Source organism: Ruegeria sp. BE10, assembly GCF_056538905.1.
The window spans coordinates 26,425-42,129 of the sequence record NZ_JBQFTX010000001.1; the positions used below are offsets into that span (position 1 = coordinate 26,425).

Annotated in this window: 15 protein-coding genes; 9 read left to right on the forward strand and 6 right to left on the reverse strand. The window is 56.8% G+C overall.

Going from position 1 to position 15,705, the window contains the following annotated elements; all coding sequences use genetic code 11:
* Window positions 1-175: 175 nt before the first annotated feature.
* From ACR0M2_RS00150 to ACR0M2_RS00165, 4 genes are all read right to left on the reverse strand, one after another.
* Window positions 176-730 carry a hypothetical protein gene (locus tag ACR0M2_RS00150; protein ID WP_480703729.1) on the reverse strand — a complete coding sequence of 185 codons (555 nt, stop codon included), beginning with the start codon at window positions 728-730 and terminating at the stop codon, window positions 176-178.
* Entirely contained in the window at window positions 730-1,572 is an 843-nt protein-coding gene (locus tag ACR0M2_RS00155) for an ABC transporter ATP-binding protein (protein ID WP_170358501.1), read from the reverse strand. The genes ACR0M2_RS00150 and ACR0M2_RS00155 overlap by 1 nt, the downstream gene beginning before the upstream one ends.
* Window positions 1,569-2,357, reverse strand: a complete 789-nt coding sequence (locus ACR0M2_RS00160; protein ID WP_170358499.1) for an ABC transporter ATP-binding protein — start codon at window positions 2,355-2,357, stop codon at window positions 1,569-1,571. The genes ACR0M2_RS00155 and ACR0M2_RS00160 overlap by 4 nt, the downstream gene beginning before the upstream one ends.
* Window positions 2,358-2,463: 106 nt before the next feature.
* Window positions 2,464-3,645, reverse strand: a complete 1,182-nt coding sequence (locus ACR0M2_RS00165) for an ABC transporter substrate-binding protein (RefSeq protein WP_480643774.1) — start codon at window positions 3,643-3,645, stop codon at window positions 2,464-2,466.
* 166 nt (window positions 3,646-3,811) lie between these two features.
* Between ACR0M2_RS00165 and ACR0M2_RS00170 the strand changes: the two genes are divergently transcribed.
* On the forward strand, window positions 3,812-4,906 hold the full coding sequence (locus ACR0M2_RS00170) for a PQQ-dependent sugar dehydrogenase (RefSeq protein WP_480703730.1): 1,095 nt from the start codon (window positions 3,812-3,814) through the stop codon (window positions 4,904-4,906).
* Between the two features lies 1 nt (window position 4,907).
* Here the strand turns inward: ACR0M2_RS00170 and ACR0M2_RS00175 are convergent, their stop codons facing one another.
* Window positions 4,908-5,912 carry a GlxA family transcriptional regulator gene (locus ACR0M2_RS00175; RefSeq protein WP_170348726.1) on the reverse strand — a complete coding sequence of 335 codons (1,005 nt, stop codon included), beginning with the start codon at window positions 5,910-5,912 and terminating at the stop codon, window positions 4,908-4,910.
* A 169-nt stretch (window positions 5,913-6,081) separates the two neighbouring features.
* Here ACR0M2_RS00175 and ACR0M2_RS00180 point away from each other — a divergent pair, with 169 nt between their 5' ends.
* Window positions 6,082-7,452: a class II 3-deoxy-7-phosphoheptulonate synthase gene (locus tag ACR0M2_RS00180; RefSeq protein ID WP_170348725.1), complete on the forward strand. Its 1,371-nt coding sequence runs from the start codon at window positions 6,082-6,084 to the stop codon at window positions 7,450-7,452.
* Between the two features lie 52 nt (window positions 7,453-7,504).
* Here ACR0M2_RS00180 and ACR0M2_RS00185 read toward each other — a convergent pair whose 3' ends face one another.
* Window positions 7,505-8,179 carry a PAS domain-containing protein gene (locus tag ACR0M2_RS00185; protein WP_226688443.1) on the reverse strand — a complete coding sequence of 225 codons (675 nt, stop codon included), beginning with the start codon at window positions 8,177-8,179 and terminating at the stop codon, window positions 7,505-7,507.
* Window positions 8,180-8,410: 231 nt separating this feature from the next.
* On the opposite strand from ACR0M2_RS00185, the gene ACR0M2_RS00190 reads away from it, so the two are divergent.
* From ACR0M2_RS00190 to pstA, 7 genes are all read left to right on the forward strand, one after another.
* Complete coding sequence (locus tag ACR0M2_RS00190; protein WP_480687890.1) at window positions 8,411-9,301, forward strand: YicC/YloC family endoribonuclease; 891 nt, start codon at window positions 8,411-8,413, stop codon at window positions 9,299-9,301.
* A gap of 17 nt (window positions 9,302-9,318) precedes the next feature.
* Window positions 9,319-9,960: a guanylate kinase gene (gene gmk / locus ACR0M2_RS00195; RefSeq protein ID WP_170348722.1), complete on the forward strand. Its 642-nt coding sequence runs from the start codon at window positions 9,319-9,321 to the stop codon at window positions 9,958-9,960.
* Window positions 9,957-10,481 (forward strand): gamma carbonic anhydrase family protein, encoded by a 525-nt coding sequence (locus tag ACR0M2_RS00200; RefSeq protein WP_480703731.1) that lies wholly within the window; start codon window positions 9,957-9,959, stop codon window positions 10,479-10,481. Before gmk ends, ACR0M2_RS00200 begins: the two co-directional genes overlap by 4 nt.
* A 22-nt stretch (window positions 10,482-10,503) precedes the next feature.
* The gene (locus ACR0M2_RS00205; RefSeq protein WP_170358488.1) at window positions 10,504-11,550 is read left to right on the forward strand and encodes a sensor histidine kinase; all 1,047 of its coding nucleotides are present in this window, start codon (window positions 10,504-10,506) and stop codon (window positions 11,548-11,550) included.
* A 194-nt stretch (window positions 11,551-11,744) separates the two neighbouring features.
* Window positions 11,745-12,785 (forward strand): substrate-binding domain-containing protein, encoded by a 1,041-nt coding sequence (locus ACR0M2_RS00210; protein WP_480703732.1) that lies wholly within the window; start codon window positions 11,745-11,747, stop codon window positions 12,783-12,785.
* A gap of 84 nt (window positions 12,786-12,869) precedes the next feature.
* A complete protein-coding gene (gene pstC / locus ACR0M2_RS00215) occupies window positions 12,870-14,342 on the forward strand; it encodes a phosphate ABC transporter permease subunit PstC (RefSeq protein ID WP_480703733.1) in 1,473 nt (490 codons plus the stop codon).
* On the forward strand, window positions 14,339-15,700 hold the full coding sequence (gene pstA, locus ACR0M2_RS00220) for a phosphate ABC transporter permease PstA (RefSeq protein ID WP_170348717.1): 1,362 nt from the start codon (window positions 14,339-14,341) through the stop codon (window positions 15,698-15,700). Before pstC ends, pstA begins: the two co-directional genes overlap by 4 nt.
* The last annotated feature ends 5 nt before the right edge of the window (window positions 15,701-15,705 follow it).

The following is a 15,705-nucleotide window of genomic DNA, read 5'->3' on the forward strand; positions in this document are numbered from 1 at the left end:
CAGGTGTATGGGTGGTGAAGACAGGGCTGACGAGAGAAGGTCCCGTTTTCTCACCTCGAAAACTTAAAGCTATTTTGGCAACACGAATTCCGTGCTTCAAGATTTGGTTTTTCACCCTGCATATGGTTACAGCTGGAGAGCGCAACAAGTGCAGCTAGGAAGCTTAATTTCGTTATTAGTCTGAATCGCAAAGTAATTTCTGAGTGTGGTATTTGCCAGGTTCACCCCAAAATTTTCTATATACGGTTATTTCCCAGGGTAAATCATCATCCTTGTCTAAATTGGCTCTACTATAGCTAATTTCTTCTAAGTCACCAGTCATAACAAGCGCATAACCTTTTACGTTGTAAGGGGAATCTTGTTGCCCATTGAGCCAATCTTCCAGACGGAAGGTTATCTCTGGATCAAAACCAGCATCGTCCAGATACCAAACAGGCAATGGGAGCTTACCAGCACGAGGATTTATGAAATCCACCCAAGCTGTTACTTCCTGCCAAGTGTCAAACGGGTAATCAATCGGAGTTATCGACTTGGAAACTGACAAGTCGTGAACCAATGCCGTGTAAGCTATTTGAGTAGATTCATCAGTTTTCTTACAAAGAAACTGGTGGTCGCACTTTTGAATTATGGTGCAATCGAATTCTACAAAATGGCTTTGCGGCCCCGAATACGCCAATACAGCGGTTGATGAAATTGCAAGAAATAATGAAGTAGCGGCGTATTTTTTCATCACCCCCCCAAGAAACTCTTCCGAACTTCGGGATCAGCCAGCAGTTCCTTACCCGTGCCACTATACGCATTCCGCCCCTGCACCAGGACATATCCCTTGTCCGCAATCTCCAAAGCCTGACGGGCGTTCTGTTCCACCATCAGGATTGGCAGGCCGGTGCGTGAGACCTCAATGATCCGGTCGAACAGTTCATCCATCACGATGGGTGAGACACCGGCGGTGGGTTCGTCCAACATCAGCACCTTGGGCTGGGTCATCAGCGCCCGGCCGACGGCGACCTGCTGGCGTTGACCGCCCGAAAGCTCTCCGGCCGCCTGGTTGCGTTTGTCGCGGAGGATAGGGAAGAGGTCATAGACCTGCTCCATCGTCTGACTGATATCGTCGCGGCGGATGAAGGCACCCATTTCGAGGTTTTCCTCAACCGTCATGGACGTGAAGATATTTGACGTTTGCGGCACAAAGCCCATCCCCCTGATCACCCGATCCTGCGGTGAAAGCTTGGTAATGTCCTCTCCGTCCAGTCGGACTGCGCCGGCGCGCACGTCCAGCATACCAAACACGGCTTTCATCGCCGTGGACTTGCCCGCGCCGTTGGGGCCGACGATCACGGCAATTTCACCCTTGTCGACGGCAATAGTGCAGTCGTGAAGGATGTCGGGTCCCTTGCCGTAGCCACCGGTCATGGTATCTCCGATCAGGAAAGGGCCACCGCTGACCTTGTGGGTTTCGCCGCTGGTGGGATGCGCGGGGGTCATTGTGCCAATGCCCTTGGTATTGGCAATTGTTGCGTCCTTGTTGCCGTGATCGTCCTGATAGGGGTTGTCGCTTGCGCCCGCAGTCATGTCTGGGCCTCCAGCTTGTCTTTGTTCTTCAGGCCGGTGCCCAAATAAGCCTCGATCACGTGTTCGTTGGCCTTGATCTCGTCCAAAGTGCCCTCTGCCAGAACCTTGCCCTCGGCCATGCAGATCACCGGGTCGCAGATTTTGCCGATGAAATCCATGTCATGCTCGATGACGACAAATGTATAGCCGCGTTCTTTGTTGAGGCGCAGGATGGTGTCGCCGATGGTCATCAGCAAGGTGCGGTTGACGCCTGCGCCGACCTCGTCCAGAAACACGATCTTGGCGTCGACCATCATGGTGCGGCCAAGTTCCAACAGTTTCTTTTGCCCGCCCGAAACCTGACCTGCCTTGTGGTCGGCCAGGTGTTCGATGGTCAGGAACTCCAACACCTCGTCCGCCTTGGCGCGCAGGGCGCGTTCCTCGTCGGCGATGCGTTTGCGGCCAAACCAGGTGTTCCACAGTGATTCACCCGATTGCGCGCCGGGCACCATCATCAGGTTCTCGCGGCAGCTCATTGACGAAAACTCATGCGCGATCTGGAACGTGCGCAGCAGCCCTTTGTGAAACAGCTCATGCGGAGGCAGGCCAGTGATATCTTCGCCATCCATGAACACCTTGCCGCTGGTCGGCGGCAGCACACCTGCGATCACGTTGAACAGGGTTGTCTTGCCCGCACCGTTCGGTCCGATCAGGCCGGTGATCGAGCCCTTTTGGATTTCCAGCGAAGCACCGTCCACCGCGTGGAACCCGCTAAAATGCTTATGCACGTCCTCAACGACGATCATGGTTTTCCCTTGCCTTTTCCCCGAAAACAGAGGTGCAGCCTTTTGTCACTGAAACAGCCCGGACACAAGGCCCGGGCTGTTCGGTTTTGCTCTGTCAGATGAGGATTTAACGGTAGTTAACCGTCTTCATCTCACCATCGATGACTTCGATTTCGCGGTATGCACCGGCGCTTTCGCCGGGGCCGATCAGCTCAACACCCGAGGCGCCGACATAGTCGATGTCTTGGCCCGCTGCGAGGAGCTCCAGACCCTTGGCCAGCTCACCCGGATAGATCTTTTCACCCGGTTCGTTGGCAACATCCATGATCTTGCCGCCATAGTCCGCCGGGTTACTGGAACCCGCGGCCTGCATGGCCAGCAGGAACAGCGCCGCTGCGTCATAGGATTCGGGTACAAAGATCGACGAGCCGTCAAAACCTTCGGCTTCGGCCATGGCAAAGAACGAATCCGCAGCTTCGCTTTTCGATCCCGGGGCCTGACCATACGAGCCGTTCAGATCCGGACCGACGTTTTCAGGCAGCGAGTCACCGATCATGCCACCCGGCAGACCAAAGGTGTCAAATGCGCCGCTGTCCAGCGAGGACTGAATGATGCCCAGACCGCCCTGATCCAGATAGCCCGCAACGACCAGAATGTCGCCACCTGCCGATGCCAGCGCGCCGACTTCGGCCGAATAGTCGGCTTTGCCGTCTTCATGCGCGGCGACGATGGTCACTTCACCGCCCAGCGCCTCGAACGAGGATTTGATCGCCTCGGACAGGCCCTTGCCGTAGTCGTTGTTGGTATAGGTCAGAGCGATCGAGTTGACGCCGCGCTCTTTCAGGATGTCGGCCATGATTTCGCCTTCGCGCGCATCCGATGGGGACGTGCGGAAGAACAGGCCGTTATCTTCCATAACTGACAGGCCCGGAGAGGTGGCCGAAGGTGAGATCATGACCATACCGTTCGGCACGGCGACGTTTTGCAGAATGGCACCGGTTACGCCCGAACAGTCTCCGCCAACAAGGCCATTGATGCCTTCGGCAACCAGACGTTCCGCATTAGCGGTGGCTAGAGCATTGTCAGCGCAGCCCGTATCAGCACGTACGGGCGTTACGGTGGACCCTTCCAGCAGTTTGCCGGAATCCGAGACTTCTTTCATCGCCAGCTCAGCGCCGGACGCCATTGCTGGCGAAAGCGATTCAATCGGGCCGGTGAAACCGAACATAATGCCCAGTTTAACGTCTTCGGCCATGGCGGTGCCGGCCAACAGTGCGGTTGCTGCGGTTGCAGTAAGCAGCTTTTTCATGTGGTTACTCCCAAATTGGAACGTGTTCGTTCTGGGCACGACCCTAGGCAAGCTGTTCGGAAAAGAAAAGTCCTCACGCAATTGTGTGGTTGTCACCTGAAGTTCTGATTGTTTTGTTGGGTTTGTCCCGTTTCTGGCGGCTGGCATGCTGCAGGTGGAGAGCTGAATGTTGAGAGTTTTCACGATTCTGTTTCTTGTCTTTAAGGCGGGGCTGCTCAGTGCCGACGTACTGCAAACTTCTTCTGGCCCTGTGCGAGTGACGCCGATGGTCGAAGGATTGGATGCCCCGTGGGCAATTGGTATTTTGCCGAACCAGGGGGTTTTGATCACCGAACGTGATGGCAAACTGCTTTATGTTGCGGATGGGAAAGCCAAATCCGTCAAAGGTGTGCCCGACGTTTTGGCCAAAGGGCAGGGCGGTTTGTTGGACGTGACGGTCGCCCGTGATTTTAGCCAAACACGCGAGATATTCCTTACCTTTTCCAAACCACAGCGCGGCGGCGCCGGAACGGCCCTTGCGGTGGCCCGATTGTCTGAACGCGGTGATCGGCTGACCAACCTGCGTGTGATCTTCGAGGCTGTCCCGGGTGGCTCATCAGGGCGTCACTACGGTTCCCGCGTGGTGGAAGCCAAGGACGGAACTTTGTTCGTCACAATCGGCGACAGGGGGGAACGCCCCAAGGCGCAAGACAGGTCCAATCATAATGGCACAGTGATCCGCGTGAACCGTGACGGATCGGTTCCCGGTGACAATCCCTTTATTCAGGCAAGCGGCGTGCGGCCTGAGATCTGGTCCTATGGCCATCGCAATCCGCAAGGGGCCGGTTTGGACGCAAGGGGCCGCCTTTGGATATCGGAACACGGGGCAAAAGGTGGGGATGAGGTCAATCTGGTTCAACCAGGGTCGAACTACGGTTGGCCAGTCATCTCCTATGGCGTGCATTATTCCGGCGACAAAATAGGAGAAGGCACCGCGAAGCCGGGTATGGAACAACCAGAGCATTATTGGGACCCTTCCATCGCCCCTTCGGGTCTGATGGTTTATTCCGGCAAGCTTTGGTCGGACTGGAAAGGGGATATCTTCGTTGGGTCGCTCAAGTTCGACTATATCGCGCGGCTGGCGGGATCGCCGCTGCGCGAGGTTGAACAGATCAAGGGCCCTGAAACGATTCGGGTGCGCGACATAGTCGAGGCCCCTGACGGGTCAATCTGGTTCATTTCCGTGGGTGAAGGGGCCGTCTATCGTATGACCCCTGAGTAACTTACACCGACAACCGGTCGCCCTGCGCTCCACGCTCGCGATAAGGCGTGGTATTGTAATGCGCCCGGTAGCATTTCGAGAAATGGCTGGGCGAGGCAAACCCGCAGGCCAGCGCCACATTGATCACACTCATATCTGTTTGCATCAACAAGTTGCGCGCTTTGTGCAGGCGCAGCTCCATGTAATACCGTTTGGGCGAACGGCTCAGGTAGCGGCGGAACAGACGTTCCAACTGCCGCGTCGACATGCCGACATCCTTGGCCAGAATCGAGGGTGAGATCGGTTCCTCGATGTTCTTTTCCATCATCAGGATGACCTGGCTCAGTTTTGGGTGGCGCACGCCGATCCGAGTTGGTGTCGATAGACGCTGGGTGTCTTGGTCGGTGCGGATCGAGGAATAGATCATCTGATCCGCAACGGCATTCGCCAAATCCTCGCCGAAGTCATCAGCAATGATTTTAAGCAGCAGGTCGATGGAAGACGTGCCGCCTGCCGTCGTCATCCGGTTGCCGTCGACGATAAAGACGGACTTGGTCAGTTCAACCTCGTCGAATTCCTCGACAAAGCTGTCGGAGTTTTCCCAGTGAATGGTTGCGCGTTTGCCATCCAACAGCCCGGCCTTGGCCAAAGTATAGGCCGCTGTGCATAGGCCACCGATGCGCAAGCCGCGCCTTGCCTCGCGGCGCACCCAGTTCAACACCTTCTTGGTGGTCGCCGCCTGAACGTCGACCCCACCGCAGATCATGACAACATCGTCGCGCTGCAGCTCAACCAGGTCTGAATCCAGCGCAAAGGTAGTTCCGGCCGAACAGCTGACTGTTTCGCCACCTTCACCCATCAATGTCCACGTATACAGCGTTTTGTCCGCCATACGGTTGGCTATGCGCAGGCTGTCTAGTGCCGAAGCAAACGACAGCAGAGAAAATTTGTCCAAAAGGACAAATACGAAATTGCGGGAGTTGGCCGCAGTGTCTTCCACCGTGACAACTTGGCGTTGCTCTTGCATGGCGAGGTGTCCTTGATTCGGCGCCCGGCGACTTTTTGTCCGACGTCAGATTTGGCAGCCACCTTGATCAAAGCTTGTTTGCTGCGTCAAGAGGGCCAAATCGTATATGGTCAGTCTTCAATGCATTTTGTATAGAAGCAACCTGAATACTTCAGCGGAGATCAAAGCTATGACTGAATGGCAAAAAACGAACTGGCGCAACAAGCCCCGGGTTCAAATGCCAGACTATACCGACGCGGCCGCGCTGGCCAAGGTCGAGGCGCAGCTTTCACAGTATCCCCCGCTGGTCTTTGCGGGCGAAGCACGGCGTCTAAAGCAACATTTGGGTGCCGCCGGTCGCGGCGAGGCCTTCCTGCTACAGGGCGGGGATTGTGCAGAAAGCTTTGAACAATTCAGCGCGGATGCGATCCGTGACACGTTCAAGGTGATGCTGCAGATGGCAATGGTTCTGACCTATGGTGCCAAGGTACCGGTGGTCAAAGTGGGCCGCATGGCCGGCCAATTCGCCAAACCGCGCAGCGCCCCGACCGAGGTGGTGGATGGCGTTGAGCTGCCCAGCTACCGTGGTGACATCATCAACGAACTGGCCTTCACACCCGAAGCACGGATTCCGAATCCGGGCAAGATGCTGCAGGCCTACACTCAGGCGGCTGCGACCCTGAACCTTTTGCGCGCTTTCTCGACCGGTGGTTTCGCCGATATGAGCATGGTGCATTCCTGGACTTTGGGCTTCACCGATGTACAGGACGTGCAGAAATACTCGGAAATCGCCGACCGTATTCAGGACACTATCGACTTCATGGGCGCGGCGGGGATCACGGCGGACACCACACATGAGTTCTCGACCGTTGAGTTCTACACCAGCCATGAAAGCCTGCTGCTGGAATACGAAGAGGCGCTGACCCGTCTTGATTCCACCTCTGGCAACTGGCTGGCCGGTTCGGGCCATATGATCTGGATCGGTGACCGCACCCGTCAGCCGGACGGGGCGCATGTAGAATTCTGCCGCGGCGTCCTGAACCCGATTGGTCTGAAATGTGGTCCCTCGACCACGGCAGAAGACCTCAAGGTTCTGATGTCCAAGTTGAACCCGGAAAACGAGGAAGGTCGCTTGACCCTGATCGCGCGCTTTGGTGCGGGCAAGGCGGGTGAGCATCTGCCGCGCCTGGTCAAGGCCGTCAAGGAAGAGGGTGCCAAAGTCACATGGGTCTGCGACCCGATGCACGGTAACACAATCAAATCGGCGACGGGCTACAAAACCCGACCGTTTGATTCAGTCCTGCGCGAGGTGCGTGACTTCTTTGGTGTGCATCAGGCCGAAGGCACCATCCCTGGGGGCGTGCATTTTGAGATGACCGGTTTGGACGTGACCGAATGCACCGGTGGGGTGCGTGCCGTGACCGAGGAGGACCTCTCGGATCGTTATCACACTGCGTGCGACCCGCGACTGAACGCGACGCAATCGCTGGAACTGGCCTTTTTGGTTGCGGAAGAACTGACCAACCTGCGCCGCGATCGCAACAAACGTGAAGCCAGCTAAGACTTGCTGTCTTTAAGGTTAAGAGGCGGGCTGCACTGGCCCGCCTTTTTTGTCAGTCGTCCCGTGACGCAACCAGTCGTAGATGTGATCCGGGTTTCTTGAATTCTGCTTGCTCTTCCGCAAACCCGGCCGAGATTTGCTGCGCCGGTTGTTGCGGTGCCTGAACGTCTGAAACAGCCCGCACTCTGGTGTCGGGGATTGAGAAACGGCGAGGCGTCGCGCCGAGTGCGCCGTCGGACATCATGACACCCAACACGCGGCTGACATCGCCAAGATCGCTTTTCAGGGGCAACAGGATCATACGTGCCTGCAACTGGCTGCGGCCCAGTTTACCGGCGGCGACCAATCCAAGCTCGGCAATTGCCGGCTGGGCAAAGACCTGCTCCAATACGTCCGATATCTGGCCACGAGCGCTGGGTTCGAAAAACGCGGTTAACGGCATGCCGCGCACTTCCATGCCTGCCAGCTGTGTTAGGTGGCTTCCAGCCAGACGAAACCGGGCCAGACCGGGCGCGATACGTTCCAGAATGAAAGTGTATTCCAGAACGTTCTCAAGCCCGCGCGGATCGATCTGCGCACGTTTGGGGACACCGTCGCCGGTTAACAGCGCGGTCCAGTATGCCTCGACCTGTCGGATGGGCGAGAGGCTGCGCCCGCTGTCAAAACGATCCATTGCGACGATCTTTCCAGAGTTCGATCCGAACCTGTTACCGAAAAACGTTTTCATTTACATCACCCTAGCGTCAATCGCCCGTCATTTATCTAAAATTCCAGATATCGGGACCCTTCAGGTCCGATCATCCCTGACCAAAGCCAAATTGACACGAGTTGAGTCAATTTTGGAGGAATTCTTTAATGAATGGTTAACTTCTGGGCGAAGGCCGAAAACCAGCAAACTCTTGCCCTGCGCCCGCCGATGGCATTAGGTGCGACAACCGAGCAGACAAGGACAGCCAACATGATCAGATCCATGACCGGATTCGCCGCAGGCAAAGGGGCGTATGGACCGCATAGCTGGACGTGGGACCTGCGCAGCGTGAACGGCAAAGGTCTGGACTTACGGCTGCGCATGCCCGAGTGGCTGACCGGGCTTGAAACCGCCTTGCGTGGCCAGCTGTCCAAATCACTGAGCCGGGGAAATGTCACCTTGTCCTTACGGTTAAGCCGCGAAGAAACTGCCCCTGATCTGGTTCTGAATGAAGACGCCATGGGCGCGGCACTTGCTGCGCTGGCCCGTACGCAGGAAATGGCGGTAGAAAGCGGCGTCGCGCTGGCACCTTCGACCGCGGCGGACCTGATAGGGCTGAGAGGAATGTTGGAGGCTGGCAGTGAGGTGGACGACCCCGCGCCTCTGGTCAAGGAATTGACGAACGAATTTGCCGACCTGTTGGCAGCTTTCGTCGACATGCGCCAGACAGAAGGCAAGGCTCTGGCAGACATTCTGGACGGGCAGCTTGCTCAGGTCGCCGACTTAACGGCGCAAGCGGCCGAGCTTGCAGAACAACGCAAGGACAAGACCGCCGAGGCACTGCGCGAAAATCTGGCCCGTGTGCTGGACAATGCGCAAGGGGCTGACCCAGACCGGGTCGCGCAGGAATTGGCGCTGATCGCGGTCAAATCCGATATCACCGAAGAAATTGACCGCCTGAAAACGCATGTGAACGCCGCACGCGATCTGCTGTCGCAGGATGGAGCCGTGGGGCGCAAGCTGGATTTTCTGATGCAGGAGTTTAATCGCGAGGCCAACACGCTGTGTTCAAAGGCGCAAAGCGCCGAGCTGACCTCGGTTGGGCTTGAGCTGAAGGCGGTAATAGATCAGATGCGCGAACAGGTGCAAAATGTTGAATGACGATGGGAACAACTGACATGGCAGATCGCCGCGGCCTACTTATCATCCTGTCTTCGCCTTCCGGGGCGGGGAAATCCACTTTGGCCCGAAGGCTTATGGCCTGGGATGAAGGTCTGGAGTTCTCGGTTTCGGCCACGACCCGCGCACCTCGTCCGGGCGAAGAACACGGACGGGAATATTACTTTCTTTCAGAGGATGAATTCAGACAGCAGGTTGCCAAGGGTCAGATGCTGGAACATGCGCACGTGTTTGGGAACTTTTATGGCTCTCCGGCTGGCCCGGTGCAGGACTCGATAAATGCGGGCCGCGATGTTCTTTTTGACGTGGATTGGCAGGGTGAGGTTCAGATCCGCAATTCGGATCTTGGTAAGCACGCATTGTCGATTTTCATTCTGCCACCCTCGATCCCCGAATTACGCCGCCGCCTGGAAACCCGCGGGCAGGACAGCGAGGACGTGATCGCCAAGCGGATGCTCAAAAGCTGGGATGAAATCAGCCACTGGGGCTATTACGACTATGTGCTGGTCAACGATGACCTGGATACAACCGAGGAAAAGCTGAAAACCATCGTCAGCGCAGAGCGTATGCGCCGTATCCAACAACCAAGACTGCAAGACCACGTACGCACCTTACAGAACGAATTTGAAGGTTTGTCATGACTATCTATGCCTTGGGCGAACACGCACCACAGATCCACGACGATACTTGGGTTGCACCCGATGCCAACTTGATTGGCAAAGTAGTGCTGGAAGAAGGGGCCTCGGTTTGGTTCGGCTGCACCATCCGCGCTGATCATGAAGAGATTCGCGTGGGCGAAAGCAGCAATGTGCAGGAAGATTGCATCATGCATATTGACGCCGGTTTTCCTCTGACCATCGGTAAGAATTGTACCATCGGCCACAAGGTGATGCTGCATGGGTGTACGATCGGGGAAAACACGCTGATCGGCATGGGAGCCATCGTGTTGAACGGGGCAAAGATTGGTAAGAATTGTCTGATCGGGGCAGGGGCCTTGATCACCGAAGGCAAGGAAATCCCCGACAACTCGCTGGTCATGGGAACGCCGGGCAAGGTCGTGCGGGAACTGGACGAAGCCGCGGCGCAGAAAATCACGCTCAGCGCGTTACATTATCAACAGAATATGCGCCGGTTCCGTGACGAGATGAAGCCTGTGTCCTAACTTGCCGGGAAGGGTCTGAAGAATGTCAGACGACCTGCTTGCCGAATTTGTCTCGGCCATTCCGATGCCGGCTTTGATGGTTGATCAGACCGAACGGATCATCGCCGCCAATGACGATGCCAAAACCCTGCTGACGCAGAATATCGTCGGTCGGCATTTCGCGACGATTTTGCGGCAACCTGGGGTGATTGACGCAATTGAACAGTGCCTGCATACCAATGGTCCGGCAAAGGCGCGCCACCTGTCCAATGACGGAGCGCAGGACACCACGTTCGAGGTCGAATGCCGTTATCTGAACGGTGTAGGGGCGGTGTCCGGCGGTGCCATGCTGGCGACTTTCCAAGATGTCTCGCATGTCGAGCAGGCCAGCCAGATGCGGCGGGATTTCGTGGCGAATGTCAGTCATGAGTTGCGCACACCGCTGACAGCGTTGATGGGCTTCATCGAAACGTTGCGTGGTCCGGCGCGTGATGACGCCGCCGCGCGCGCCCGGTTTCTTGAGATCATGGCCGACGAAGCCAATCGTATGAACCGATTGGTGGGGGATCTGCTGTCACTGAACCGTGTCGAAAGCGAAGAACGTGTGCGGCCCAAAGATCAGCTTGAATTGACGGGGCTGTTGCAATCAACGCTGAACTCACTGCGCCCGCTGGCCGAGAGTGCCAACGTCGAGGTGAGCTTGAACGCGCCAGAAGGGCCTGTCTCGCTGATCGGGGATGGCGACCAGCTGCGTCAGGTCTTCACCAACCTAATCGAGAACGCCATCAAATACGGTGGCAGTGGGGGCAGCGTCGACATTCGGGTGGAATCATCCGAACGCGATTCCGTCATGCGTGGCCCGGCTGTCAGGGTATTGGTCAGTGACAAGGGGCCCGGCATTGACGCGATACACCTGCCCCGCCTGACCGAGCGATTCTACCGTGCCGACAGCCACAGATCGCGACAACTGGGCGGAACTGGGTTGGGCCTTGCGATTGTAAAACACATAATCAACCGCCATCGCGGGCGTTTGCGGATGCAAAGTGAAGTTGGAAAGGGTTCAACCTTTACCGTAATATTGCCGCGATAGCAAAAGCTTGCCAGCCGTGGTCTGCCTGCCATGTAAAAAGCGCATTGCAGCTTTGCGTTCCAACGGCCTGTTTTCATGCGATCTGTCATAAAGCTGTTACATACCTGTCACAAAAGGCTTACGCGCGACTTTTAGACGTTGGCGCAAGATCATCATGGGGATGATCACAAACTGATATGATCAAGGAGACTGGAATGTCCTTTGTAAAACTGTCGGCTTCGGCGCTTGCTATCGCTGCCGTATCGGCCACCGCTGCTACTGCGCGTGACCAGGTTCAGGTTGCGGGTTCTTCGACCGTGCTGCCCTATGCTTCGATCGTTGCAGAAGCCTTCGGTGAAAACTTTGACTTCCCGACACCAGTAGTCGAGTCGGGTGGTTCGTCTGCGGGCCTCAAGCGGTTCTGCGAAGGTGTTGGCGAAAACACCATCGACGTGGCAAACGCATCGCGCGCGATCCGTGAAAAAGAGATCAAAGCCTGTGCCGAAAACGGTGTGACCGACATCATCGAAGTGCAGATCGGTTATGATGGCATCGTGTTCGCCTCGGACATTAACGGTAACACGTTCGAGTTCACGCCGGAAGATTGGTACAAAGCCCTGTCCGCTCAGATCGTTGTGGACGGCGAGTTGGTCGACAACCCGAACAAAACCTGGGCCGACGTGAACCCGGATTTCCCGGCGCAACCCATCGCAGCCTTCATCCCGGGCACCAAGCACGGCACCCGTGAAGTGTTCGAAGACAAGGTGATCCTGGCCGGTTGTGAGCATCTGGGCGACTTTGACGTCTACAAAGCGGCCAACGGCGACGACAAAAAGGCGGCTGAGAAAGCCTGTATCGCTCTGCGCACCGACGGCGTTTCGGTCGACATCGACGGCGACTATACCGAGACCCTGGCGCGCATCGATAGCAATAAGGACGGCATCGGCGTCTTTGGTCTGGCGTTCTACGAAAACAACACTGACAAGCTGCAGGTTGCGACCATGTCAGACGTTGTTCCGTCGACCGAATCCATCGCATCGGGCGAATACCCGGTGTCGCGCCCGCTGTTCTTCTACGTGAAGAAAGCGCATATCGGCGTGGTTCCCGGCCTGAAAGAATATGCTGAGTTCTTTGTCGCGGATGAGATTGCAGGCCCCGATGGCCCGCTGGCCGAGTACGGCCTGGTCTCTGACCCGGAGCTGGGCAAGGTTCAGGAAACCGTTGCAAACGAAGCCGTTCTGGGCGGTGGTTCCTAATCCATATCGAAAACCGAACCGGGGCGTTTTCTTCACGCCCCGGTTCTTTTTGGCTCCACTCACTGCCATCCTCACGGAGTTCTCATGGCGTTATCATGGCTGTTGCTAATCCTGCTTGCGCTGGCAGTGATCGGATATTTCACGGGCCGTTCCCGAGCCCTGGCTAGCGCGGGGGGTAACGCCCGCGAACTGCATTCGTTGCCGTCTTATTACGGCTACAATGTTGCCTTCACGGCGCTTGTTCCGGCCTTGGGCGTACTGATCATCTGGCTTTTGGTGCAGCCAATGATCATCGACAACGCAATATCCGGTTTGATCCCTGACAACGCGATCGCCGAAGGGTCGGATCGCGGCCTTGTTATGAGCGAGGTGCGCCGCGTGGCTGACGGCCTGAACGGTGCTGTTGCCGCTGGCACGATGACCGAGGCACAAGCGCAGAACGCGAATGCGGATATTGATACACTGACCGCGGCCCTGAAGGACGCGGGCCAGGTTCTGACGCAAGATATCACCCAGCCAATCTTGATGGACGCTCAGAAATACCGCAGCATGACCAGCAGCGGGTCTGTGGCGATGCAGGTCGTAGTGCTGGCGCTGGCCTTGTTGGGTGCGGCCTTTGCTTATGTTCGCACGAATAAGGAATTCCGCGCGCGCAACGTGGTCGAGCAAGGTGTTCTGGCCTTGCTGCTACTGGCTGCGTCGATTGCTATTCTGACCACCGTAGGCATCGTCTTGTCGATGTTCTTCGAGACGCTGAACTTCTTCCAACTACACTCGTGGAAAGACTTTTTCTTCGGCAGCACCTGGGCCCCGAATTTCCGCGGTGGGAGTGAGCTATCGATCCTGCCGCTTTTGTGGGGTACGCTCTATATCTCGGTGATTGCCCTGTTGGTGGCGGTGCCCATTGGCCTGTTTGCGGCTGTGTATCTGTCAGAATACGCCTCGACCGTGACGCGGTCGGTCGCGAAACCTTTGCTGGAAATCCTCGCGGGTATTCCAACCATCGTTTACGGCCTGTTTGCCTTGCTGACCGTGGGGCCTGCGCTGGTGTCCCTATTCGGAAATGGCGGCGCGTTGGGGTTGGGGTGGATGGCAAGTTCCAATGCCGTTCTGACCGCTGGTTTGGTGATGGGCATCATGCTAATCCCGTTTGTCTCATCACTGTCTGATGACATCATCAACGCGGTGCCACAGTCGATCCGGGATGGCTCGCTTGGACTGGGCGCGACGAAATCTGAAACCGTGCGTCAGGTGGTTCTGCCCGCCGCGCTGCCGGGGATCGTGGGCGCGATTCTGCTGGCCGCCAGCCGCGCCATTGGTGAGACGATGATCGTGGTGATGGCCGCCGGTGCAATCGCCAAGTTCTCGGGCAACCCGTTCGAGGCAATGACCACCATTACAACCCGGATCGTCAGCCAGCTGACCGGCGACACCGACTTTGCCAGCCCCGAGACACTGGTGGCCTTCGCACTGGGTCTGACACTGTTCATCATAACGCTGGGGCTGAACATCTTTGCCCTCTACATCGTACGCAAATACCGGGAGCAGTACGAATGACCGATATTTCCCAAACACCTGGCGCTGCTCCTGCGGCGAAACCCAAGGGCGGTTCGCTGTTTGAAAAGGACGCGCGCACCAAGCGGCGCAATGCGGCTGAAAGTCGGTTCAAGATGTACGGTGTCGCCGCAATCGGTATCGGGTTGCTGATGCTGGTCGTGCTGGTCACGAATATTGTGACCGCTGGGACCGGGGCCTTCCAGCAGACCTATCTTGAACTGAATGTCGAGCTAAAGGCCGACAAGCTTGATAAGAAGGGCAACCGCAATATTGAGGACATCAAGAAGGTTTCGACCTTCGGTTACGCGCCCCTTATTGCATCGGCTCTGGAAGCCGAAGTTCAAGAGCTGGGCATTCAGACCGATCTGAAACCCAAGGCAATGGGTAAAATCCTGTCCAAGGCAGCGCAAGCCGAGCTGCGCAATTACGTCATCGCCAACCCAGATGAGATCGGCAAAACGGTCAGTTTCCGCTTTTTGACCAACAGCCGCGTCGATGGCTATTTGAAGGGCCGTGTCACACGTGAGTCGATTGCCAACGATAAGAGCATCACGGTCGAACAACTTGATTTCGTTGATCAGTTGCGGGATGCGGGCGTGCTGTACAAAGCCTTCAACCCTGATTTCATCTTTGGCTCGGACGCATCTGATCAGCGGCCCGAGGCTGCGGGGATCGGTGTATCGATGCTGGGTTCGCTGTTCATGATGTTTGTGGTGCTTGCGCTAGCGCTTCCGATTGGCGTTGCGGCCTCAATCTATCTTGAGGAATTCGCACCGCAGAACCGACTGACTGATATCATTGAGGTAAACATTTCGAACCTCGCTGCCGTGCCGTCCATCGTGTTTGGTATTCTGGGTCTGGCCGTGTTCATCAACTATATGCACCTCCCGACATCCGCTCCGCTGGTCGGTGGTCTGGTGCTGACGCTGATGACCTTGCCGACGATCATCATATCGACCCGCGCGTCGCTGAAGGCGGTTCCGCCGTCGATCCGTGATGCAGCGTTGGGGGTAGGGGCCTCGAAAATGCAGGCGGTGTTCCATCACGTTCTGCCTCTGGCCGCGCCCGGCATCTTGACTGGCACGATCATCGGCCTGGCGCAGGCGCTGGGAGAAACCGCGCCCCTACTGCTGATCGGAATGGTGGGCTTTATCGCCTCGAACCCACCGGATGGCATCGTCGCGGGCTTCCTGTCGCCAAACTCGGCCATGCCGGCGCAGATCTATGAATGGTCCAAGCGCGCCGACCCGGCCTTTTATGAACGCGCATGGGGGGGCATCATCATTCTGTTGATCTTCCTTGTGACAATGAACACCATCGCGGTACTTCTGCGCCGCCGCTTTGAACGCCGCTGGTAAAAGGG

What these genes read in the sequence shown, in the direction of transcription:
- ACR0M2_RS00180 (WP_170348725.1), top strand. Translation starts at nt 6,082, where the DNA reads ATGACTGAATGGCAAAAAACGAACTGGCGCAACAAGCCCCGGGTTCAA.
- pstC (WP_480703733.1), top strand. Translation starts at nt 12,870, where the DNA reads ATGGCGTTATCATGGCTGTTGCTAATCCTGCTTGCGCTGGCAGTGATC.
- ACR0M2_RS00205 (WP_170358488.1), top strand. Translation starts at nt 10,504, where the DNA reads ATGTCAGACGACCTGCTTGCCGAATTTGTCTCGGCCATTCCGATGCCG.
- ACR0M2_RS00200 (WP_480703731.1), top strand. Translation starts at nt 9,957, where the DNA reads ATGACTATCTATGCCTTGGGCGAACACGCACCACAGATCCACGACGAT.
- ACR0M2_RS00175 (WP_170348726.1), bottom strand. Translation starts at nt 5,912, where the DNA reads ATGCAAGAGCAACGCCAAGTTGTCACGGTGGAAGACACTGCGGCCAAC.
- ACR0M2_RS00210 (WP_480703732.1), top strand. Translation starts at nt 11,745, where the DNA reads ATGTCCTTTGTAAAACTGTCGGCTTCGGCGCTTGCTATCGCTGCCGTA.
- pstA (WP_170348717.1), top strand. Translation starts at nt 14,339, where the DNA reads ATGACCGATATTTCCCAAACACCTGGCGCTGCTCCTGCGGCGAAACCC.
- ACR0M2_RS00150 (WP_480703729.1), bottom strand. Translation starts at nt 730, where the DNA reads ATGAAAAAATACGCCGCTACTTCATTATTTCTTGCAATTTCATCAACC.
- ACR0M2_RS00165 (WP_480643774.1), bottom strand. Translation starts at nt 3,645, where the DNA reads ATGAAAAAGCTGCTTACTGCAACCGCAGCAACCGCACTGTTGGCCGGC.
- ACR0M2_RS00160 (WP_170358499.1), bottom strand. Translation starts at nt 2,357, where the DNA reads ATGATCGTCGTTGAGGACGTGCATAAGCATTTTAGCGGGTTCCACGCG.
- ACR0M2_RS00170 (WP_480703730.1), top strand. Translation starts at nt 3,812, where the DNA reads ATGTTGAGAGTTTTCACGATTCTGTTTCTTGTCTTTAAGGCGGGGCTG.
- ACR0M2_RS00155 (WP_170358501.1), bottom strand. Translation starts at nt 1,572, where the DNA reads ATGACTGCGGGCGCAAGCGACAACCCCTATCAGGACGATCACGGCAAC.
- ACR0M2_RS00190 (WP_480687890.1), top strand. Translation starts at nt 8,411, where the DNA reads ATGATCAGATCCATGACCGGATTCGCCGCAGGCAAAGGGGCGTATGGA.
- ACR0M2_RS00185 (WP_226688443.1), bottom strand. Translation starts at nt 8,179, where the DNA reads ATGAAAACGTTTTTCGGTAACAGGTTCGGATCGAACTCTGGAAAGATC.
- gmk (WP_170348722.1), top strand. Translation starts at nt 9,319, where the DNA reads ATGGCAGATCGCCGCGGCCTACTTATCATCCTGTCTTCGCCTTCCGGG.